We start from the raw sequence: 20,266 nt of genomic DNA on the forward strand, positions 1-20,266 counted from the left end.
GTGGGATCCGACGAACCCCCTCCGGGCAACCACCCGCGGCACGTGCTCGCGTTCGTGGCCGGTGTCGTCGCGCTCTCGACCGCCGTGTGGGCCCCCGCCGGCCTGCTCGGCGCCCTGGTGATGCTGGTGGTCGGCGTCGCGGCGTTGATGTTCGCCTGGGAGGCGGGTACGCGGCCGGGTCCGCTGCGCTGGGCGGGCATCGCGGGCGCCCTTCTGGCCGGCCTCGTGACGGTGTCGTCGGGGTTCCTCTTCCTCGTCGCGCTCGCACGGACGTTCTCGTGACGCGGTAGCACGAACCGGCCCGACGGCACACCCCGGTCCGCACCGGAGGCGCTCGCCTAGCGTCGAGCCATGAACCACCAGCAACTCTCGGCACTGACCATCTCGCGCGCGAAGGAGAACGTCGACGCCGGCGGCAAGCCGTTCGCGTGCCTCATCGTCAAGGACGGCGAGATCGTCGTCGAAGCCGTCAACCACGTCGCCCAGGAGGGCGACCCGACGGCGCACGCCGAGATCCGCGCCATCCGCGCCGCCGCCGAGAAGGGGATCAGCGACCTCTCGGGCCACGACATGTACGTCACGGCCTACCCCTGCCCCATGTGCCTGGGGGCCGTCTACTACGCGCAGCCGGACCGGCTCTTCTTCGCCGTCACCCGCGAAGAAGAGGGCGAGCACTACGAGGACGGCAACCGTCTGATGACGCTCGCCACCTTCTACGACGAGTATGCGAAGCCCGTGTCGGAGCGCGCACTCGAGAGCGAGCAGGTCGCGGTCGACGACGCGACGGCGCCGTTCCGGGAGTGGACGGCTCGGCACGCGTCGTAGGCGGGCGCGGACGCGCCTGAGCCCGCGGCATCCGGGACGGACGTCTGGAGAGAGGTGCCGGCTACAGGACTTGAACCTGCAACCCCCGTATTACAAGTACGGTGCGCTACCAATTGCGCCAAGCCGGCGTGAGACGCAGAGCATCTCGATCGACGAGTCTAGAACGGCGGACGCGCCGTCCCTGACGGGTCAGGAGCGGTGCGTCCCACTCTCGCGGTCCCACTCGAGCGACTTCCACTGCAGGAACGAGCACAGGTTGCCCGCGACCACGAGTTCGGCGGCGAGGCTCGCCATCTCGTGCGGGGTCAGCGTCAGATCGTCGGGACGCGAGGTGAGCGTCGCCTCCCAGAGGGGCTCGTCGTAGCCCGTCGGCTGCATGTAGATCGACGCCTTGGCGTTCATCAGGTTCATCACCACGAGGCCGGTGTCCTGGCTGTCGGCGTCTTCTTGCTCGACGACCTTGAGCTGACCCGCGAACAAATGACCCTGCTCGCGGAACTCCGCCACCCACGCATTCAGCTGATCACGGGACCGCCGCGGCGGGGAGTCCTCGAGCTCATCGTTCATGTGACCAGAATCCCACATGAAACCGTCTTCGGAGCGGATCGTTCAGCCCGCCGGGGTCGCAGACGGCGTCGCCGAGGGAGTCGCCGACGGAGTCGGCGTCGCCGTCGAGTAGTACGCGTTGCTGTCGACCGTGAGCACGAACTGCGCGAACTCCTTGGGGTCGTCCATGTTGCCGACGTACTCGGTGCCGTTCACCAGAACCGTGGGCGTGGCGGTGAGTGCCTGTCCGTCGGTGCCCGGCAGACCCTTGATGGCACGGTCGGTCGCCGCCTTGGCCCACGCGGTGTAGGTCTCGTCTTCGATGCACTCGCGCACCGTGGCGATGTCGCTCACGCCCGCGCCCTGCGCCATGTCGGCCAGCTGCTGGTCGCTGTAGCCGTCGGAGTCGACCGCGGGCTGATTGGTGAGCAGCTCGTGGTTGAAGGCGAAGAAGCGGTCCGACGAGTGCGTGGCCACGCACGCGGCGGCGCCGGCGGCGCGCAGGCTGTACTTGGTGCCGTTCGACTTCGAGGTGAGCATCGCGACCGGGTAGTACGTCAGCGTCGCGGCCTTGTCGGTGACCCACTTCGACAGCTGCCCGGCGTTGGCCGTCTGGAACTCGCGCGCCTCGGTCGACATGTAGTCGACGTACACGCGGATGTCGACGGGGGCGGCGGTGCCGGTGGGCTCGGGGGTCGCCGCCGCGGAGGGCTCGGCGGTGGGCGCGGCCTGCGCCGACATGCTCGCGGCGCTGCCGTCGACGGTCTGGTCGGCGAGGGGGTCTTCGACCGCCGAGGCGCTCGTGACGACGAAGCCGTCTTCGTTCGCCGCATCGGGGAGGGCCTGCGACCGCGCCTCGCGCGAGTTGAGGGCCAGCGAGACTCCGACCGCGCCGACGGCGATGACCGCGACGGCGCCGATGCCGATCAGCGAGCGACGGGCGATGCGCCACCGCGTCTGCTTCGCCTTGACCTGCTGCGCCTTCTCGCGCACCGCCTCGCGACGATCGCGTTCGGCGGGCACGTTCGGGGACTGGTCGTGGGACATGAAACCTTCCGGGCGCGGACGACGCCGCACGAAATCAGGGGGGCCGCGCGGGTGGGGCGACCGCCCATCGATGGTAGCCAGGCTGGCTGAGAAATGACCAGACACGTGCGATACTGACCCTGCGTCCAACGTCGGGCGCACGGGGTCGCCCCCGTTCATTCCATTCACTACGGATCGTCCGGCACGTACCTGCCGGTGAAGGAGAAGAAAACATGGCGTCCGTCACCTTCGACAACGCAACCCGTCTGTACCCGGGCGGAACCCGCCCCGCGGTCGACAAGCTCAACCTCGACGTCGCAGACGGCGAGTTCCTCGTCCTCGTCGGCCCCTCCGGCTGCGGCAAGTCCACGTCGCTGCGCATGCTCGCCGGCCTCGAAGAGGTCAACTCCGGCCGCATCCTCATCGGCGACCGCGACGTCACCGACGTCCCGCCCAAGGACCGCGACATCGCGATGGTCTTCCAGAACTACGCGCTGTACCCGCACATGACCGTGGCCGAGAACATGGGCTTCGCGCTCAAGATCGCCGGCGTCGGCAAGGAAGAGCGCGCCGCCCGCGTGCTCGAGGCCGCCAAGCTGCTCGACCTCGAGCAGTACCTGACCCGCAAGCCCAAGGCCCTCTCGGGTGGTCAGCGTCAGCGCGTCGCCATGGGCCGCGCCATCGTCCGTCAGCCCCAGGTCTTCCTCATGGACGAGCCGCTGTCGAACCTCGACGCCAAGCTCCGCGTGCAGACGCGCACCCAAATCGCGTCGCTGCAGCGTCGCCTCGGCGTCACCACGGTCTACGTCACCCACGACCAGACCGAGGCGCTCACCATGGGCGACCGCATCGCCGTGCTCAAGGACGGCCTGCTCCAGCAGGTCGGCACCCCGCGCGACCTGTACGAGACCCCCAAGAACGTCTTCGTGGCCGGCTTCATCGGCTCGCCCGCGATGAACCTGTTCACGGCCGACCTGGCCGAGGGCGGCGTGCAGTTCGGCAACCTGGTCGTTCCCATCGAGGCCGACACCATCGGCAAGGCCAACGGCTCCGAGGTCACCATCGGCGTGCGCCCCGAAGACATCCAGGTCGCCCCGGCCGACGGCCGCGGCCTCACGGTCGTCGTCGACCTCGTCGAGGAGCTGGGCGCCGACGGCTACCTCTACGGCCACACCGAGATCAACGGCAAGCGCACCGACCTGGTCGCGCGCGTCGACGGTCGCCGTCACCCCAACGCGGGCGAGACGGTCGTGCTGGCCCCGGTCCCCGGACACATCCACGTGTTCGACCTCGAGTCGGGCGAGCGCCTGACCGACCGGGCCATCGCTTCGGCCTGACCCACGCACCGACGCGGCGCGTCCCCGATCCCGATCTTCTCGGGCGGGGGCGCGCCGCCTCATTTCCCGGAGGCATCCGTGTCCGAATCGCTCAGCATCACCGCCAGCACCGTCGACCCGGGGCTTCTGCAACTCCCCTGGTCGACCGGTCTCGCCGACTGGCCCAGCAGCCACATCGTCGCCCTGCCGAAGGGCATCTCGCGTCACCTCGTGCGCTTCGCCAACCTCTCGGGGCGGGTCGTCGCGATCAAGGAGACGACCGAGGAGATGGCCCGTCGCGAGTACGACATGCTCGGCAACCTCGATCGCCTCGCCGCCCCGTGCGTCGACCGCGTCGCCGTCATCGCCGGGCGCACCGACGCCTCGGGTCGCCCGCTTCCCGCGGCGCTCGTGACGGCGCACCTGCGCTTCTCGCTCCCCTACCGCGCCCTGTTCACCCAGGTGCTGCGCCCCCACACCGCCACGCGTCTCGTCGACGCCCTCGCGGTGCTGCTCGTGCGTCTGCACAACGTCGGCTTCTACTGGGGCGACGTCTCGCTGTCGAACACGCTCTTCCGCCGTGACGCGGGCGAGTTCGCGGCCTACCTCGTCGACGCCGAGACGGGCGAGCTGCACGGCAACCGACTGACCCCCGGCCAGCGCGCCCACGACCTCGACATCGCGCGCATCAACATCGCGGGCGAGATCATGGACCTCGAAGCCGGCGGACGCCTCGAGGGCGGGGTCGACGCGGTCGCGGTCGCCGACGGCCTCGTGTCGTCGTACCACTCGCTGTGGGGCGCGCTCACCGACAAGGAGTCCTTCGGCGTCGACGAGTCGTGGCGCATCACCGAGCGCGTGCACCGTCTGAACGCCCTCGGCTTCGACATCGGCGAGATGTCGATCCGCACCGCGAGCGATGGCACCCGGGTGTCGATCCAGCCGAAGGTGGTGGATGCCGGTCACCACCAGCGTCGTCTGCTGCGGCTCACCGGACTCGACGTCGAAGAGAACCAGGCTCGTCGTCTGCTGAACGACCTCGACGAGTTCCGCGCCCGCGTCTCGCGTCTCGGCGCCGACGAGGAGATGGTCGCGCACGAGTGGCTCACCCGCGTGTTCGAGCCGATCGTCATGGCCATCCCCTGGGACCTGCGCGCCAAGCTGGAGCCCGCCGAGGTGTTCCACCAGGTACTCGAGCACCGCTGGTACATGTCGCAGGCGCGGGGCCGGTCGGTGCCGCTGGCCGAGGTGGTCAGCTCGTACATCGACGACGTGCTGCGTCACCGCCGCGACGAGGCCACCGTGATGGGGCCTCCCACCGACACGCTGTCGATCCCGACGGTGTCGGACGCCGACGCCCCGTCGACGGGCGAGGTGCCGACCACCGACACCGACCTGGTCGATTGGCGAGACCTGGTCTGACGGACCACGCACCGCAGAACGACCGAGGCCGCGGCATCCGGAAGCTGATCCGGATGCCGCGGCCTCGATGTTCCGCGGGTCAGTACCCGACGGTGAAACGCTCGCGCGAGTGCTTCGGGTTCTCGATCTCGTCGACGACGGCGACGGCGAAGTCCGCGCCGCCGATGAAGGAGTTGCCCTCGTCGTCGGTGACGAGCACGGCGCCGCCGTCACGGTACGAGCCGGTGCGCTCGCCCGGGGCCCAGGCGCCGAAGCCGCCCGCGGGGTGCACGTAGAACCAGTCGCGTCCGGTGTCGTCGGCCTCGAGGTCTTCGAGGATGCCGATGGCCTCGCGCGCCTCGGGCTTGTACTCCTCAGCGAAGCCGTCGGTGTCGATCAGGCGCGGCCCGCCCTCGGCGACGAGCGATCCGCCCGCCCCTCCGACGACCCCGATGCGCACGTTCTCCGGCAGGGCCGCGACGAGCTCGGCGACCGCGGGACGCAGTTTGCCCTCCATGTCGCCGCGCGGGGCGACGGCCGAGACGACCACGTCGACGCCCTCGAGCTCCGCCACCAGGCCGGGGACGTCGAGCACGGTGCCCTCGATGTAGGTGGCGCCCTCGACGCGCTCAGCGGGAACCGTGCGCGCGACCGAGACGACCGTGTGACCACGGCGCACGGCCTCGGTCACGATGTTGCTGCCGGCGTAGCCGGTGCCTCCGATGACGGCGATGCGGGGCATGGGCGTTCCTTTCGTGAGTCCAAGGGACGAGACCTCGTCCTCGACCCAGCGTGCCGTGATCTCACCGTGCGGGCAACGCGACCCGGGGTGTTCGGCGCGCTTTCGGAGGAGAATCCTCGGCGCGGGGCCTCAGAGCAGGATCTGCAGCGGGTTCTCGATGCGGGCGACGAACGCCGCGAGCCAGCGGGCGGCGAGCTCCCCGTCGAGAACGCGGTGGTCCGCCGACAGGGTGACCGACATGACCGTCGCCACCGCCAGCTCGCCGTCGTCGTCGACGACGGGACGCTTCGTCGCCGCGCCGACGGCCAGGATCCCCGCGTGCGGCGGGTTGATGATCGCCGAGAACGCGGTGGTGCCGTACATCCCGAGGTTCGACACCGAGAACGACCCGCCCTCGATCTCGCGCTGCTTGAGCGTGCCGGCGCGCGCCCGCTCGGCGAGGTCGCGCACGGTGGCGGCGAGTTCCGACACCGAGAGGCGATCGGCGCCCCGGACCACCGGCGTCGACAGCCCGCCCGGCACCGACACCGCGACGGCGATGTCGGCCGAGGTGAAGCGGCGCGTGGCGTCGTCGGTCCAGATCGCGTTCGCCTCCGGCACGTCGCGGAGGGCTCCCGCGACGGCCTTCACCACGAGATCGTTCACCGAGATGCGCGAGCTGCGTCCGTCGTTGATGCGGGCGCGGAGGGCGAGCAACTCGTCCACCCGGCAGTCGGCCTGCAGGTAGAAATGCGGGACCGTCGCTTTCGACTCCGTGAGACGTCGGGCGATCGCGCGGCGCATGCCGGTGTGGGGCACGTCCTCGTAGGCGGCGCCGGCGGGGTCTGCGCTCTCCGCGGGGTTTCCGGCGGGCGCGGCGACGGGAACGGACGCGCTCGGGGCCGCTTCGTCGACCCCCGCGGCGGCGGGAGGGACGTACGCGTCGAGGTCACGGCGCACGATGCGGCCGCGCGGGCCGGAGCCGGGCACGTCGCGCAGGTCGATGCCCCGTTCGCCGGCGAGACGCCGCACGAGAGGCGAGGCGAAGAGTCGCTGCTCCTCCCCCGCGGGGGCTGCGATCGGAGCCGCGTGGGGGGCGGGAGCGGTCGGGGGCGTCGCGGGAGCGGAGGGGGCGGATGCCGCTTCCTCGGGCGCGGCGGCGATGACCTCGTCGGCACCGCGGGCGGGCACGGCGGGCACGCGGGGGGCCGCGGCGGCGGCATCCGTCTCCTCGCTCTGGTCGTCGGCGGGAACAGCATCCGTCGCGGAGGAGCCGCCGACGGCGGCGAGCGCGACATCGACGCTCTCGCCCTCCTCGGCGAGCACGGCGATCGGCACGCCGACGGCCGCGGCCTCCCCCGCCGCGAGCAGGATGCCGGCGAGCACGCCGGAGCGCTCGGCCTCGTAGTCGACGACGGCCTTCTCGGTCTCGATCTCGACGAGCGCCTGACCCGCGCGGACGGGGTTCCCGACCTCGACGAGCCAGCTCTGGATGGCGGCCTCGGCGGCCCCCGTGGCGATCTCGGGCATGCGGACGACGATGGCCATCAGTTCATCCCCCCTGCCGCGCGCACGCGTTCCAGACCCGCGGCGACCTCTTCGGTGCGGGCGATGGCCGCCCTCTCGAGCACCCGCGAGATGCTGGGACTCGCCTCGCCTCCGGTCACGCGTTCGACGGGCTGGTCCAACCAGTCGAAGAAGCGCCGTTGGATCTCGTCCGAGAGCCACCCGCCGTACGACGGACCGCGCGAGCCCTGCTCGACGATGAGGACGGCATTGGTCTTGCGGATGCTCTCGCCGATCGTCTCCCAGTCCAGCGACGCGCGGTCGAGCCAGCGCAGGTCGATCACCTCGGCATCCACGCCCGTCTGCTCGACCGCCTCGAGGGTGTGTCCCACCATCGACAGGTAGGTCAGCACCGTCACGTCTTCTCCCTCGCGGCGGACGGCCGCGCTTCCGGGCGGAATGATGTAGTCGAGGTCGGTGTCGGGCACGCGGTCGGGCGTGCCGTACAGGTCGACGTGCTCGATGACGAGCACCGGATCTTCGAGGGCGAGCGCGGCGTTCATGAGTCCCACGTAGTCCGCGGCGGTCGAGGCCGCGACGATGCGCCACCCGGCCTGCGTGGCGAAGATGCCCGCGGGGTCCATGAGGTGCTGCGAGCCGTAGCCCGACCCCATCGCGACCTTGGTGCGCAGAACGAGAGGCATGGTGTTGTTGTCACCGAACATGTGGCGCGCCTTGCCGACCTGGTTGAACACCTGATCGGCTGCCACCCACATGAAGTCGGGGTACATGAACTCCACGACCGGCCGGAAGCGGCCGTCCATCGCGATGCCGCCGGCGGCGCCGAAGAACCCGTTCTCGCTGATGGGCGTTCCGATCACGCGATCGGGGCCGTACTTCTCGGCGAGTCCCTTCGTCGCCCCGTTGGTGCCGCCGCCGAGGCGGTGCACGTCTTCGCCGAGCACGATGATGCGCGGGTCGGTCTGCATCCGCCGGTCCATCGTCTGGGCGACGGCCTCGACGAACTTGGCCTCGCGCCACGGCCCCGACCACTCGCTCGGCTCGGTCGCCGTGAGGTCGGCCAGTTCGGAGGCGTCGCCGCGGATGCCCGTGTCGACCACGGCGGGATCGGGCCAGAGTTCGGGGCGGATGCGGCGGCGACCGGGGCGATCGGGGTCGGCCTCGACGATCGCGGCGACCGACTGCGCGACGGCGGTGACCGCCTGCTCGCGGACGGCGGCCGCCTCGGCCTCGTCGAGCTGCCCGAGGCGTCGCATCTCGCTCGCGACCCGCTCCAGCGGATCGCGCGCGCGCCACTGCCCCTCCTCGTCTTTGGTGCGGTAGCCGAAGGCGCTCCCCGGGTACGGGCCGTTCTGGTGGAAGAAGCGGTACACCTCGGCCTCGACGACCGCGGGACCCTCACCGGAGCGCATGCGCTCGAACGCCTCGCCCATGGCCAGGTGCACGGCGAGGGGATCCATTCCGTCGACGCGCCAGGCGGGGATCGAGAAGCCCTGCCCGCGCACCGAGAAGCGGGTGTCGGCGCTGGCCTCGTCGGCGCGCGTCGAGACGGCGTAGAGGTTGTTCTCGATGAAGAAGGCGACCGGGAGCTTCCAGGTCGAGGCGAGGTTCATCGACTCGAGCACCGACCCGATCTGGCTCGAGCCGTCGCCGAAGTAGTTGACCGAGACGTCGGTGGTGCCGGCGTGCTTCTGCGCCCACGCGTGACCGGTGGCGAGCGGCGCACCTCCGCCCACGATGGCGTTCGTGCCGAGGGCCCCCGCCTCGAGCCACTGCAGGTGCATCGAGCCGCCGCGACCGCCCGAGAAGCCCGACGCCAAGCCGAGGATCTCGGACAGCGTGCGGTCCAGCAGGGTCTGCACGTCGGGGGTGACGAGGGCGCTCGGATCGAGCACTCCGTTCGACACGTGGGTCAGGGTCTTGGCGAGGAACTGGTGGTGTCCGCGGTGCGAGCCGTTCACGGCATCCGTCGACCGCATGCCGACGATCGAGCCGACTGCTCCGCCCTCCTGGCCGATGCTGGAGTGCGCGGGGCCGTGCACGAGGCCGGCGCCGGCGAGGTCGAGGACCGCCTCCTCGAACGCCCGGATGAGGTGGAGCTGACCGAGCATCGTGCCCAGCAGGGCCGGGTCGGCCGCCTTCCAGTCGGCGGGCGTCGTCTCGAGCTGCACCCACTCGACACCGGTGGTCAGCCTCTTCCGCTTGGCCATGTCGCTCCTCACGCGTCGTTGCGTCTGTCTATACAGAATGTTCACCGTCACTGTACGATGCGATTGTCTCCAATACAAGGCGCGAGACCGAAGAAGTGCGGCAGTATGGGCGCTAGAGACGTCCGACTGGATCCAATGGAGGAGAACGGCATGGGACTTCCCGGACTGCGCGGCAGCGACCACATCGGCGTCACCGTGCCCGATCTCGACGAGGCCGAGACCTTCCTCGTCGGCGTCCTCGGAGCGGAGTTGGTGTACACCCTCCCGGGCCGCAGCGGAGAGGGCGACTGGATGACACGGCAGCTCGGCGTGCACCCGCGCACGGCCATCCGCGAGATCCGCTTCTACCGACTGGGCATGGGCACCAACCTCGAGGTGTTCGCCTACGACGCCGCCGACGGGCAGGCCCCTCCCCCGCGCAACAGCGACATCGGCGGCCACCACCTCGCCCTGTACGTCGACGACCTCGACGCCGCCGTCGCCCACCTGCGCGCGCACGACGTCGAGGTGATGGGCGAGCCGGTCTCCAGCGGGGCCGCATCGGCCGGGCAGCGGTGGATCTACTTCCGCGCGCCGTGGGGCATGCAGTTCGAGCTCGTCAGCTCCCCCGAAGGCAAGGCGTACGAGCGCGACGCGCCCACGCTGCTCTGGCACCCCGCGAGGCCCGCCGAATGAGCGGCGCCCTGCCCCCGACGCGTGATCACGGGCGAGCCGGCACCGGGATCGCCGACGTGCTGCGCGACGAGATCCTGCGCGGTGTCCACCCGCCCGGCACGCGGATCCGGCAGGAAGACCTCGCCGCCCGGCACACCACGAGCCGCCTCCCCGTGCGGGAGGCCCTGCGTCTGCTCGAGTCCGAGGGACTCGTCACCCTCGTCGCGAACTCCGGCGCGTGGGTCTCGCGCCTGACCCTCGCGGAGTGCGAGGAGCTGTATCTGGTGCGCGAGCGGATCGAACCGGTGCTGCTCGGCCTCAGCGCTCCCCTGCTGACCCCCGCCGACCTCGACGAGCTCGACGGTCTCGCCGATCTCATGGAGGGGGCGGATGCCGAGGAGTTCCTCGTGCACGACCGCGCCTTCCACCTGCTCACGTACGCCCCCGCACGCACCGTGATGCTGGGCGACACCGTCGTCGGCCTCTGGAACCGGACGCACCACTATCGCCGCGCGTTCGTCGCCGCCGCGCACGCGCGACACGACGGCGCGGCCCACCACGACCATCGCCTCCTCGTCGCCGCCCTGCGCCGCGGCGACGCCGAGGAGGCCGCGCACGTGCTCGAGCGGCACATCCGACGCACGCGCATCGAGCTCGAGCGGCATCCGGAGATCTTCGACGCCGACGCCGCACTCAGGTGATGCGCCACCCGCGGTCGACGTAGAGGTTGGTCGCCGAGACTCCTCCGTTGTGCAGCAGGAAACGGGTCGCATCGACGACGTCGGCCATCGTCGCCAGCTCGCCTCCGGGAGTCCGTGACGAGTACGCCTCGAGCACGCCCGAGGGCTTGCCGGCCCAGAAGGGGCTGTCGCCGATGATTCCCGGATGCAGGGCGTTCACGCGCAGGGGCGCGAGCTCCAGCGCGAGCGCGGTGGTGAGTCCCTCGACCCCGCCGTTGATCGTCGAGACCGTGACCGACCCGGGGTAGGGCGCGTCCTTCGCGCGACCGCCGAAGAGCACGATGCCCGTCGAGCGCTGGGGCACGAGCCGATCGAGCAGCGCGTGCACCGTCTCGGTGTACCCCACGAGTTTGAGGGTGACGAGACGCCGAGCGCGGGCGATGTCGTACTCGCGCACGGTGTTGGCGTCGCGCTCGATGGCGGCGAGCACCAGGCCGTCGAGAGGACCGACGTCGGCGAGGGCGGGCGCGATGTGCTCGGGCTCGGAGATGTCGACGGCGATGCCCCGCACGTTCGGTCCGATCTCGGCCGCCACCGCCGCCGCGACGCCCGCATCGCGACCCGTCAGGGTCACCTCGTGTCCGTCGGCGGAGAGGGAGGCGGCGATCTCGCGCCCGATCCCCGAGGTCCCGCCCACCACCAGATATCTGCGCGTCACGCTGCGCCTCCTCTTGCGTCGTCGTCGGATGCCGCGAGCAGACCACGGCGGGTCACTTCGGCGGCCGCACCCCAGTCGAGCTCGGCCAGGTCGGGGTCGTCGAGCGCGCGCTCGAACACGGCCGTCAGCGCGGCGAGGGTCGGAAGGTGCGTGCCCGTCTCGGCGGCGATCTCGGCGCTCAACCTCAGATCCTTGTAACCGAGACCGACGGTGAAGCCGGGCGGGTTGTACGCCTGCGCGGCGATCATTCCGCCGTACCCGCCGTAGACGACTCCTCCGAAGAGCGTGGAGGTGAGGATCTCCACGAACAGGCGCGGGTCGACCCCCCGCGCCTCGACCAGGGCGACCGACTCGCCGATCGCCTGGATCGCGTGGATGATGTCGTAGTTCACCGCGATCTTGACCGCGTTGGCCGTCGGAGCCTCGGCGCCGAGGGGCCAGAGGCGCGCGGCGAAGAGCTCCAGGAACGGCTCAGCGGTCTCGACGGCGGTCGCGTCCCCCGCGACGAGCACGTTGAGCTTGCCCTCCGCGGCCACCGCGGGCCGGCCGAGGACGGGCGCCGCCACGTACCCCGATCCCGCCGCGGCGAAGCGCGACCGCAGCTCCGCCGCCGCCGCCGGGCTGATGGAGGCGAGGTTGACGTGGACGCCTCCGGAAGCGGATGCCACCGCGCCGGCATCCAGCACCCCCAGGGCCGCGGCGTCGTCGGCGAGCATCGAGAACGACACCTCGAACGCCAGGGCGTCCGCGGGGGCCGCGCACGCCACCGCGCCCGCCGCGACGAGATCGTCGACGGCTCCGCGCGAGCGGTTCCACACGTGCACGTCGTGACCGGCGTCGACGAGCCGGCGCGCGAGCGCCGCGCCCATCGAGCCGAGGCCGAGGAAACCGACGGATGCCATCACTGCTCCCCGCGGCCCCACGTGGTGTTCAAGTGCGACTGCGAGTCGCGCTGGTTGTTGAGCGGACCGCCGACGGCGATGTAACGCGGGCCCGCGATGAGCAGCTCCTCGGCGGGGAACTTGGTGATGACCTCGCATCCGTCGGCCGTCACCACGACCTCCTCCTCGATGCGCGCCGCGCCCCATCCGTCGGCCGAGGGCCAGTACGTCTCGAGGGCGAAGACCATGCCCTCCTTGAGCTCCTCGGGGTGATCGAACGAGACCAGACGCGAGAAGATCGGCTTCTCCCAGATCGACAGCCCCACCCCGTGGCCGTACTGCAACGCGAACGCCGCCTCCTCGTCGGCGAAGCCGAACTCCTGCGCCGTGGGCCACACCGAGACGATGTCGGCCGTCGTCGCACCGGGCCGCACGAGCGCGATCGCACGATCCATGTACTCGCGGGCCCGCGTGTACGCGTCCTTCTGCTTCGTGCTCGCCGACCCCACCGCGAACGTGCGGTAGTAGCAGGTGCGGTAGCCGTTCCAGCTGTGCAGGATGTCGAAGAACGCGGGGTCGCCGGGGCGGATGAGCCGGTCGGAGAAGACGTGCGGGTGCGGGGAGCACCGCTCGCCCGAGATGGCGTTGACGCCCTCGACGTACTCCGAACCGAGGTCGTAGAGGGTCTTGGCCACGAGACCCACGGCCTCGTTCTCGCGGACGCCGGGGCGGAGGAAGCGGTAGAGGTCCTCGTACGCGGCATCCACCATCGACGCGGCCTGGGTCAGGAGCCGGATCTCATCGCCGGTCTTGATGCGCCGGGCCTCCATGAACACCTGCTGACCGTCGACGACGCGGATGCCGACCTGCTGAAGCGCGAAGAGGATCGGCAGTTCGATCACGTCGACGCCGAGGGGCTGGTCGGCGACGCCGAACTTCTCCAGCTCGCGCTTGATCTTGCGCGCGACCTCCTCGGCGATGCCGGCATCCGGGGGGAACGCCCCGCGCAGCGTCGAGATGCCCGCGCGGGCACCCGACTCGAGGCGCGGACGCTTCGTGCCCTCGTGCGGGGCGTGGGGGTCGGCATCCATCTCCGAGGTCGTGACGTCGAGCCACGGGTTGTACAACGCGTGATGCTTCGCCGCGGATCCGAAGTCCCACGAGATCGGATCGGTGTTGCGGGTGAGCAGGCTGAAGCGGATGAGCTTGTCCATCGCCCACGTGCCGATGTGGGTCGCCGTCATGTAACGGATGTTGGAGAAGTCGAAGGCGAGCACCGCCCCGAGCTCGGAGCGGTCGAGCTCGGCCTTGACCCGCGCCAGCCGTTCGTCGCGCAGGCGATCGAAGTCGACGCGCGCCTCCCAGTCGACACCGTTGGTGCCCGTGGTTCCGGTGTTCTTCATGTTGGGCCTTCCTAGAGGGCTGAAAGAGGGGATGTCGCGGTCGGAGGCGTTCAGCCCGACCGCACGCTCGAGGGGCGGCGGCGGCGGACGAGCAGCATGACCAGCGGCACGACGGCCGCGAACAGCACGAACGCGCCCTGGATCCAGTACTGCCACGACAGACCGAGCGAGAGGAACGCCAGGGCGCTCGTCACCGTCTGCAGGAGCAGCCCTGCCGCCGCGACGGCGAGCGCCGACCCCGACCCGCCGAAGATGCTCGCGCCGGCGATGACGACGGCGGTCACCGAGGTGAGCGTCAACGCCTGCGCGGCGTTGGCGTCGCCGATACCCGACCGCGAGTACACCGCGAGACCCGCGACGGCGGCGAGGGTGCCGGCGGCGACGGATGCCAGCAGCCGGGTGCGCGGCACGCGCACGCCCATGCGGTTGGCCTTGACCGGGTCGGACCCGGCAGCGCGCAGGCCACGGCCCCCGCGGGTGCGCTGGATGACGAACCACATCACGACGGCGAGCGCGACGGCCAGGGCGAGGATCATCGGCACTCCCGCGATCGCGAGGCCGAGGGTCGTCAGCACGTCGGCGCGGGCGGCGCCCCCCGGGCTCGGGCGCAGCACTTGGGCCACCCCGAGCACGGCGATCGAGCTCACCAGCGTCGCGATCACCGGGGGCAGCGAGAGCCGGGTGACGAGCAGGCCGTTGATCCAGCCGACCGCGGCACCCGCGGCCAGGGCGAGCACGACGCCGATGAGGAAGAAGGCGATGCCCTGTTGCGCGAAGAACGACAGGATCACGGCCGACAAGGCGGTGACCGAGCCGATGCTGAGGTCGATGCCCCCGGTCATCACCACTACGAGCTGTGCCAGGCCGACGAAGACGAGCACGCTCGCCGCCGCGAGCAGCTGGCTGATGCTCAGCGGGCTGAGGAACGCCGACGACACGAACGACGTCACGATCGACAGGGCCACCGCGAGCCCGAGCAGCACGACGGCCTGCGTCTCGCCGGCGAAGAGGCTGCGCGAGCGCGAACGTCGCGCGTGCACGGCCACCTCGACCGATGCCGTCTCCGACGACATCACCGCGGCTCCCGTGATGGCGCGCTCGTCGACCTCGTCGCCGACGAGGGTGGTCTGCACGCGCCCGCGGGAGAAGACCACGACGCGATCGCACAGTCCCTCGAGCTCGACGGCATCCGTCGACAGCACGACGACGGCGACACCGGAGGCGGCGAGCTCGCGCAGGAAGGCGTAGATGTCGACGCGGGCGCCGGCGTCGACCCCCTGCGTGGGGTCTTCGACGAGCAGCACCTTCGGGTCGCCGAGTCGACCTCGGGCCAACAACACCTTCTGCTGGTTTCCGCCCGACAGCGAAGACACCGGCACCTCGAAGTGCGGCGTCTTCACGGCCAGACCGGCCACTCCCTCACGGGTCAGGTCGTACTCGCGGCGACGGAGGACGAAGCCGCCGGGCATCGCGGCGCCCAGTGCACCCGCGACGGCGTTCTCGCGGATCGACATCTTGCCGAACATCGCCTCACCGATGCGATCGCCGGGGAGGAAGACGACCCCCGCCGCCGCGGCGGATCGGCGCGAACGCAACGAGATCTCGCGTCCGCCCACGAGCACCCGGCCGTCGCTCGAGCCGTTGCCGGCGATGCCGCGCAGCACGCGCCGCTGGCCGTTGCCCTCGACACCGGCGAGACCGATGATCTGTCCGGGATAGACCGAGAACGACACGTTCTCGTACCCCTCGCCGCTGAGCTCGAGGACTTCGAGGGCGGGGGTCTCGGATGCCGACGGAGCGGCCGGCTTGTCGGGGAAGGTCGTCTCGAGCGAGCGTCCGACGATGAGTTCGACGACCTCGTCGGCCGAGAAGTCCTCGACGAGACCGCGGCCCACGACGCGACCGTCGCGGAGCACCGTGAGGTCGTCGCCGATCTCCATGACCTCGGGGATGCGGTGGGTGATGTAGACGATCGCCACCCCGTCGGCCAGGAGCGAGCGCACCTGGCCGAACAGCCAGGCCGTCTCCTCCGGTCCGAGCGCCTCGGTCGGCTCGTCGAGCACGAGCACCCGGGGATCGGATGCCAAGGCGGCGGCGATCTCCACGAGATGCGCCTCGCGCAACGACAGCGACGACACCTGCGCGTGCGGGTCGATCGACAGCGAAAGACGGGCGAAGTGGGCTGTCACCCACGCCGCCGCCGTGCGCCGCGAGGGGCGCTTGCTCGCCGGCAGGAGCAGCAGCACGGCATCCACCACGCTCAACGAGGGCGCCAGGGCGGGGATCTGGTAGACGATCGCCAGCCCCGCCTCGCGCGCCTCGGCGGGGCGGATGCGGTCGAACTCGCGGCCGGCGAGACCGATGGTCCCGGCATCCGGCACCACCGATCCGGCCGCGATCCCCACGAGCGTGGACTTTCCGGCGCCGTTCTCGCCGAGCACGGCGTGCACGCGACCGGCGGCGATGTCGACCGAGACCGCGTCGAGAGCGGTGACACCGGGGTAGGTCTTGGTGATGCCCGAGAGAGTGAGTGCGGAGGCCACGGCCGTGGGGGTCTCGTTCATCAGCCGAACAGCTTCGTGATCTCGTCGGAGCTCAGCAGCGTCGACGGCGTCGCGTCGGACGGCGCGTCGGGCAGGCAGGCCTCTTCGGGCGTCTTCGACCCCTCGGCCGAACCGGTGGAGTCTTCGAACAGCGACAGCTCGTACAGCGAGGGCTCGTCATCCGCGGTGCCGAACTTCGCGGCGAGCGCCTTGCGCAGGGCCACGCGTCCGATCCAAGTGCGCGACGACACGGTGGCGAGCTCGTAGCCGGGGTTCTTCGCCTTCAGGTCGGCGAAGCCGCAGCTGAGGGAGTTGTCGTCGGTGGAGGTGAGGATCGGCAGGGTCTGGCCCGCGGCCTCGTACGCGCGGATCACGCCCGAGGCGGATGCGCCGTAGTCCGCGATGATCGCGTTGATGGGCGTTCCCTGCGACAGGACGCCGGCCATGGCCTGCTGCGCCTGGGCCGGGTCCCAGTTCGTCCAGATCGGCTCGCTGTTGATGAGCGTGATCTGCGGATTCGCGTCGAAGACCTCCTTGGCTCCGGCGTACTCCTGGGTCGAGACCAGGGCGCCCGAGGGGCCGCCGAAGAACACGACGTTGCCGCCGGCGCTGCCGAGCCGGTCGACGATCCACTGGGCCTTCGACTTGCCCACGAACGAGGGGATCTGGTCGGCGTAGTCGAGGTAGTCGGTGCCCGCCGTGCCCTGGGGGTCGGAGGCGAAGTTCACGACGGTGGAGCCGGCCTGCGTGGCCTGACGGATCGCGGGCAGGTGCGCCTCGCCGGGGCCGGCGTCGGGGATGACGAGGATGATGTCGGTGCCCTTGGCCGCGAGGCTCGTGATGCCGGAGGTCGTGGCCTCGAGGTCGCCGCGACCGGCGATGAACTCGACGCCCGAGATGGCGGCGCACTTGGCCGCCTCGCTCTCGATCTCGGCGAGCACGGTCTTCGACCAGGTGTTGGTGCCGTATCCGTCCACGACGCCGACCGAGACCTTCTCGCTCTCGTCGGAGGGGCAGATGCCCGAGATGTCGGTGAACTGCGACATCGTGCCGGTGCTGCCGGCGGCGATGTCGCCGGTCAGGTTGCTCGATCCTTCGCCGCCGGTTCCGCCGCCGGCGCTGTTGGTCGACGAACAACCGGCGAGCACGAGGGCGCCGAGGGCGATGGCGGCGAGACCTGCTCGCCGCGCGGGTGCTGTGGTGATCATGGGGTACTCCTCTTCGAGTGGTGATCGGGTGGAAGAACGGGTGAGGGCGCGACGGACCGCGCCGCCGGCCGCAGAGGGCTCGCGGGCGAGGGCGATCGGGATGTCAGACCATGGGCCGACGTCGCATGAGGTTCCGGATGCGGGAGGCGGTGCCGCCCAGCTGCAACTGGGCGACGATGCCGACGCCGATGATGAGCGCCTGCACGATGTTCTGCACGGCGGTGGCCTGCGTGAACGTCTGGACCAGCTGCGTGAGCTGGGCGAGGAAGAGGGCGCCGAGCGCCGTGCCCACGACGCTGCCGCGTCCGCCCGTGAGGGCGGTGCCGCCCAGGACCACCGCGGCGATCGACGGCAGGAGGTAGTCGTCGCCGGCCGTCAGGGTCGGCGTGCGCAGCAGACCCGCGAGGAGGATGCCGCCCGCCGCGGCGAGCGCAGCCGACAGGACGTAGGCGACGATCGTGTACCCGCGGGTGCCGACGCCGAGGTTCGCGGCGCTGCGGGGGTTCTCACCGACCAGCTCGAAGCGGCGCCCGAGCCGGGTCATCTTCAGCACGACATGGATGACGAGGGTCAGGGCGAGGGCGAAGAACACCAGGACGGGGATGCCGCCCCAGCGGCTCAGCGCGAACTGGTTGAGGGCGTCGGGGCTCTGCGTGGCGAAGCCGCCCGAGACCGCCTGCACCGTGCCGATCATGAGCGCGTTGACCGCGATGGTCACCACCAGCGGAGGAAGACCGAACAGGGTGATGACGAGACCGCTGGCCAGGCCGAACGCGGCGACGGCCACGACGGCCGTGACGATCGCGGCGGGCAGCCCCAGGGCGTCGTCCCCGCCGAAGCGGGCCACGATGAGGGCGCCGAGGGTCACGGCCCCCGGGATCGAGAGGTCGAGCCCGCCCTGCTGGATCACAAGGGTCTGGCCTATCGCGACGATCGCGATGAGGGCGGCGAACGGCAGCATCGACACGATCGCCGTCGGTCCGACGCTCCCCGGGGCGATCAGCGGGCTGATCACGAACAGTGCCGCGACCGCGATGAACGCGCGGGTGCCGGGCCAGGCGAGCACCATGCGCGCGGCGGGACCGTGGTCCTTGGGCGCGGTGCGCGGGGGTGCCGCGAGGTCGGTCATGCCGTCACCAGAGCGGGGTGCCAGGTGCCGTCCAGGCGTGCCTCGGGCATCTCGCCGAGCAGGAATTCCCGCGAGGCCTCTGCATCCGCCTTCAGCTTCGCGATGTCGACGCCGACCAGCTCGCCGTCCTTCTTCACCCGGCGCCCCTGCACGAACACGTCGCGCACGAGGCCCGGGTGAGCGGAGTACACGAGGCTGCCGATGGGGTTGTTCAGCGGGGTGAGGGCGAGCGAGCGGTCGTCGAGCACCACGATGTCGGCGGCCTTGCCCACCGCGATCGAGCCGGTCCTGTCGGGCAGGCCCGCGGCGTGGGCGCCGTCGATCGTGGCGAACTGCACCACCTCGGCGCACGTGAGGCTGATGCGCTCCAGCACTTCTCCGGTGTCGACCGAGGGGGCGTTGTCGAGGGCGCGCTGCATGCCGATCGCGGTGCGCATCGTGGCGAACATGTCACCGCCGTTCGAGCTGCAGACGTCGATCGAGAAGGTGGGACGGATGCCGGCGCGCAGCAGGCGGCCGGTGGCGGGGAAGCCGTGTCCCATCTGCATCTCGACGTCGGGGGCGACCGAGGCGGTCCCGCCGCTGTCGGCGATGAGGCGCAACTCGTCGTCGGCCAGCGTGCAGCAGTGCACGTAGGTGATCCGGTCCGACAGCAGCCCGTCGGCGTCGAGCTTGCGGATCGGGCCGGACTTGCCCCAGTACCCGTCTCCCGCGTGCATGGTGACGCGCAGGTCGAGGTCGGCGGCCAGGCGGAAGTCGGCGACGTTGACCTCGGGGGTGACGAACTGCGGTCCGCGCAGGGCGAGCGCCATCGTGACCAGGCCGTCGTCGGAGGAGAAGTGCTCGTCGCGGACACGACGCGCGTCGTCGGGGTGCACGTTGGCCGAGGGGAGGCTCCCCCACTGGTCGGCTCCGCCGCCGTGGGCGAAGACGGCGCGCATGCCGGTGTCCTTGAGCGCGGCGACGGCGGCGTCGGCGTGCGCGGGGGTGGCGAGGTTGTGCGACCAGTCGACGAGGGTGGTGATCCCCGCGTCGAGGGCCTCGAGGGCTCCGAGGTAGTTCCCGGTGTAGGTGTCCTCGGGGCGGAAGTGCTTACTGAGGCCCGTGTGCAGTCCGGCGAGGTACTCGGTCAGCGACCAGTCCGACGCGAGGTTGCGGACGACCGACTGCCACGTGTGGCGGTGGGTGTCGACGAAGCCGGGGTGGACGATGCGGCCTCGCACGTCGATCACTTCGGCGTCGGCGGCATCCAGCCCCCGACCGATGGCCTCGATGGTGCCGTCGGCGCCGATCAGGATGTCGGTGTCGGTGAGGACCTCGCCGGGTCGGACCGCGGTGATCACGGTCCCTCCCCGCAGCAGCGTGCGCGTGCTCATGGAATGGTGACTCCCTCGTCGAACCGGAGCGTCGTCGCGCCGGTGGTGTTTCGTGATTGGATGCTAAAAAGCCTGACTGAACATGTCAAGTATTTGTTACCA

General features: G+C 70.9%; 18 protein-coding genes and 1 tRNA gene. 6 read left to right on the forward strand and 13 right to left on the reverse strand.

What is annotated here, in order from left to right; translation table 11 throughout:
* Both RWH43_RS15585 and RWH43_RS15590 read left to right on the forward strand, forming a co-directional pair.
* A complete protein-coding gene (locus RWH43_RS15585; protein WP_154097490.1) occupies positions 1-282 on the forward strand; it encodes a hypothetical protein in 282 nt (93 codons plus the stop codon).
* A 69-nt stretch (positions 283-351) separates the two neighbouring features.
* Positions 352-825: a nucleoside deaminase gene (locus tag RWH43_RS15590; RefSeq protein WP_144833902.1), complete on the forward strand. Its 474-nt coding sequence runs from the start codon at positions 352-354 to the stop codon at positions 823-825.
* Positions 826-880: 55 nt separating this feature from the next.
* Here the strand turns inward: RWH43_RS15590 and RWH43_RS15595 are convergent.
* From RWH43_RS15595 to RWH43_RS15605, 3 genes are all read right to left on the reverse strand, one after another.
* A tRNA-Thr gene (locus RWH43_RS15595) sits at positions 881-953 on the reverse strand.
* A 61-nt stretch (positions 954-1,014) separates the two neighbouring features.
* Complete coding sequence (locus RWH43_RS15600) at positions 1,015-1,392, reverse strand: hypothetical protein (RefSeq protein WP_144833900.1); 378 nt, start codon at positions 1,390-1,392, stop codon at positions 1,015-1,017.
* 42 nt (positions 1,393-1,434) lie between these two features.
* Complete coding sequence (locus tag RWH43_RS15605; RefSeq protein WP_144833898.1) at positions 1,435-2,418, reverse strand: DsbA family protein; 984 nt, start codon at positions 2,416-2,418, stop codon at positions 1,435-1,437.
* Positions 2,419-2,630: 212 nt separating this feature from the next.
* On the opposite strand from RWH43_RS15605, the gene RWH43_RS15610 reads away from it, so the two are divergent.
* Both RWH43_RS15610 and RWH43_RS15615 read left to right on the forward strand, forming a co-directional pair.
* Positions 2,631-3,734, forward strand: a complete 1,104-nt coding sequence (locus RWH43_RS15610; RefSeq protein ID WP_144833896.1) for an ABC transporter ATP-binding protein — start codon at positions 2,631-2,633, stop codon at positions 3,732-3,734.
* Between the two features lie 78 nt (positions 3,735-3,812).
* Positions 3,813-5,135 carry a DUF4032 domain-containing protein gene (locus RWH43_RS15615; protein WP_144833883.1) on the forward strand — a complete coding sequence of 441 codons (1,323 nt, stop codon included), beginning with the start codon at positions 3,813-3,815 and terminating at the stop codon, positions 5,133-5,135.
* 79 nt (positions 5,136-5,214) lie between these two features.
* On the opposite strand, the gene RWH43_RS15620 is transcribed toward RWH43_RS15615, so the two are convergent.
* The 3 genes from RWH43_RS15620 to RWH43_RS15630 form a co-directional block, all read right to left on the reverse strand.
* The gene (locus RWH43_RS15620; protein ID WP_154097487.1) at positions 5,215-5,856 is read right to left on the reverse strand and encodes an NAD(P)-dependent oxidoreductase; all 642 of its coding nucleotides are present in this window, start codon (positions 5,854-5,856) and stop codon (positions 5,215-5,217) included.
* A gap of 129 nt (positions 5,857-5,985) precedes the next feature.
* A complete protein-coding gene (locus RWH43_RS15625) occupies positions 5,986-7,383 on the reverse strand; it encodes a 2-oxo acid dehydrogenase subunit E2 (protein WP_316001897.1) in 1,398 nt (465 codons plus the stop codon).
* Positions 7,383-9,572: an alpha-ketoacid dehydrogenase subunit alpha/beta gene (locus RWH43_RS15630; protein ID WP_316001898.1), complete on the reverse strand. Its 2,190-nt coding sequence runs from the start codon at positions 9,570-9,572 to the stop codon at positions 7,383-7,385. Before RWH43_RS15630 ends, RWH43_RS15625 begins: the two co-directional genes overlap by 1 nt.
* A 150-nt stretch (positions 9,573-9,722) precedes the next feature.
* On the opposite strand from RWH43_RS15630, the gene RWH43_RS15635 reads away from it, so the two are divergent.
* Together RWH43_RS15635 and RWH43_RS15640 are read left to right on the forward strand one after the other, a co-directional pair.
* Positions 9,723-10,247, forward strand: coding sequence for a VOC family protein (locus RWH43_RS15635; protein ID WP_144833875.1), 525 nt, complete (start codon positions 9,723-9,725; stop codon positions 10,245-10,247).
* Positions 10,244-10,927 (forward strand): GntR family transcriptional regulator, encoded by a 684-nt coding sequence (locus RWH43_RS15640; RefSeq protein WP_144833873.1) that lies wholly within the window; start codon positions 10,244-10,246, stop codon positions 10,925-10,927. The genes RWH43_RS15635 and RWH43_RS15640 overlap by 4 nt, the downstream gene beginning before the upstream one ends.
* Here RWH43_RS15640 and RWH43_RS15645 read toward each other — a convergent pair.
* The 7 genes from RWH43_RS15645 to RWH43_RS15675 form a co-directional block, all read right to left on the reverse strand.
* Positions 10,920-11,624: an SDR family oxidoreductase gene (locus tag RWH43_RS15645; RefSeq protein ID WP_316001899.1), complete on the reverse strand. Its 705-nt coding sequence runs from the start codon at positions 11,622-11,624 to the stop codon at positions 10,920-10,922. The two genes, RWH43_RS15640 and RWH43_RS15645, sit on opposite strands and share 8 nt — an antisense overlap.
* On the reverse strand, positions 11,621-12,526 hold the full coding sequence (locus tag RWH43_RS15650) for an NAD(P)-dependent oxidoreductase (RefSeq protein ID WP_316001900.1): 906 nt from the start codon (positions 12,524-12,526) through the stop codon (positions 11,621-11,623). The genes RWH43_RS15645 and RWH43_RS15650 overlap by 4 nt, the downstream gene beginning before the upstream one ends.
* Complete coding sequence (locus RWH43_RS15655; protein ID WP_144833868.1) at positions 12,526-13,908, reverse strand: M24 family metallopeptidase; 1,383 nt, start codon at positions 13,906-13,908, stop codon at positions 12,526-12,528. The genes RWH43_RS15650 and RWH43_RS15655 overlap by 1 nt, the downstream gene beginning before the upstream one ends.
* A gap of 50 nt (positions 13,909-13,958) precedes the next feature.
* Positions 13,959-16,472 carry an ATP-binding cassette domain-containing protein gene (locus tag RWH43_RS15660; RefSeq protein WP_316001901.1) on the reverse strand — a complete coding sequence of 838 codons (2,514 nt, stop codon included), beginning with the start codon at positions 16,470-16,472 and terminating at the stop codon, positions 13,959-13,961.
* On the reverse strand, positions 16,472-17,659 hold the full coding sequence (locus tag RWH43_RS15665; RefSeq protein ID WP_144833864.1) for a substrate-binding domain-containing protein: 1,188 nt from the start codon (positions 17,657-17,659) through the stop codon (positions 16,472-16,474). Before RWH43_RS15665 ends, RWH43_RS15660 begins: the two co-directional genes overlap by 1 nt.
* A gap of 103 nt (positions 17,660-17,762) precedes the next feature.
* Positions 17,763-18,788, reverse strand: coding sequence for an ABC transporter permease (locus tag RWH43_RS15670; RefSeq protein WP_316001902.1), 1,026 nt, complete (start codon positions 18,786-18,788; stop codon positions 17,763-17,765).
* Positions 18,785-20,164, reverse strand: a complete 1,380-nt coding sequence (locus RWH43_RS15675; protein WP_316001903.1) for an amidohydrolase family protein — start codon at positions 20,162-20,164, stop codon at positions 18,785-18,787. The genes RWH43_RS15670 and RWH43_RS15675 overlap by 4 nt, the downstream gene beginning before the upstream one ends.
* Positions 20,165-20,266 lie beyond the last annotated feature (102 nt).

The organism is Microbacterium algihabitans, assembly GCF_032464975.1.
Lineage (GTDB): Bacteria > Actinomycetota > Actinomycetes > Actinomycetales > Microbacteriaceae > Microbacterium > Microbacterium algihabitans.

What these genes read in the sequence shown, in the direction of transcription:
- RWH43_RS15600 (WP_144833900.1), bottom strand. Translation starts at nt 1,392, where the DNA reads ATGAACGATGAGCTCGAGGACTCCCCGCCGCGGCGGTCCCGTGATCAG.
- RWH43_RS15610 (WP_144833896.1), top strand. Translation starts at nt 2,631, where the DNA reads ATGGCGTCCGTCACCTTCGACAACGCAACCCGTCTGTACCCGGGCGGA.
- RWH43_RS15640 (WP_144833873.1), top strand. Translation starts at nt 10,244, where the DNA reads ATGAGCGGCGCCCTGCCCCCGACGCGTGATCACGGGCGAGCCGGCACC.
- RWH43_RS15650 (WP_316001900.1), bottom strand. Translation starts at nt 12,526, where the DNA reads ATGGCATCCGTCGGTTTCCTCGGCCTCGGCTCGATGGGCGCGGCGCTC.
- RWH43_RS15590 (WP_144833902.1), top strand. Translation starts at nt 352, where the DNA reads ATGAACCACCAGCAACTCTCGGCACTGACCATCTCGCGCGCGAAGGAG.
- RWH43_RS15675 (WP_316001903.1), bottom strand. Translation starts at nt 20,164, where the DNA reads ATGAGCACGCGCACGCTGCTGCGGGGAGGGACCGTGATCACCGCGGTC.
- RWH43_RS15630 (WP_316001898.1), bottom strand. Translation starts at nt 9,572, where the DNA reads ATGGCCAAGCGGAAGAGGCTGACCACCGGTGTCGAGTGGGTGCAGCTC.
- RWH43_RS15665 (WP_144833864.1), bottom strand. Translation starts at nt 17,659, where the DNA reads ATGATCACCACAGCACCCGCGCGGCGAGCAGGTCTCGCCGCCATCGCC.
- RWH43_RS15625 (WP_316001897.1), bottom strand. Translation starts at nt 7,383, where the DNA reads ATGGCCATCGTCGTCCGCATGCCCGAGATCGCCACGGGGGCCGCCGAG.
- RWH43_RS15620 (WP_154097487.1), bottom strand. Translation starts at nt 5,856, where the DNA reads ATGCCCCGCATCGCCGTCATCGGAGGCACCGGCTACGCCGGCAGCAAC.
- RWH43_RS15660 (WP_316001901.1), bottom strand. Translation starts at nt 16,472, where the DNA reads ATGAACGAGACCCCCACGGCCGTGGCCTCCGCACTCACTCTCTCGGGC.
- RWH43_RS15605 (WP_144833898.1), bottom strand. Translation starts at nt 2,418, where the DNA reads ATGTCCCACGACCAGTCCCCGAACGTGCCCGCCGAACGCGATCGTCGC.
- RWH43_RS15670 (WP_316001902.1), bottom strand. Translation starts at nt 18,788, where the DNA reads ATGACCGACCTCGCGGCACCCCCGCGCACCGCGCCCAAGGACCACGGT.
- RWH43_RS15655 (WP_144833868.1), bottom strand. Translation starts at nt 13,908, where the DNA reads ATGAAGAACACCGGAACCACGGGCACCAACGGTGTCGACTGGGAGGCG.
- RWH43_RS15635 (WP_144833875.1), top strand. Translation starts at nt 9,723, where the DNA reads ATGGGACTTCCCGGACTGCGCGGCAGCGACCACATCGGCGTCACCGTG.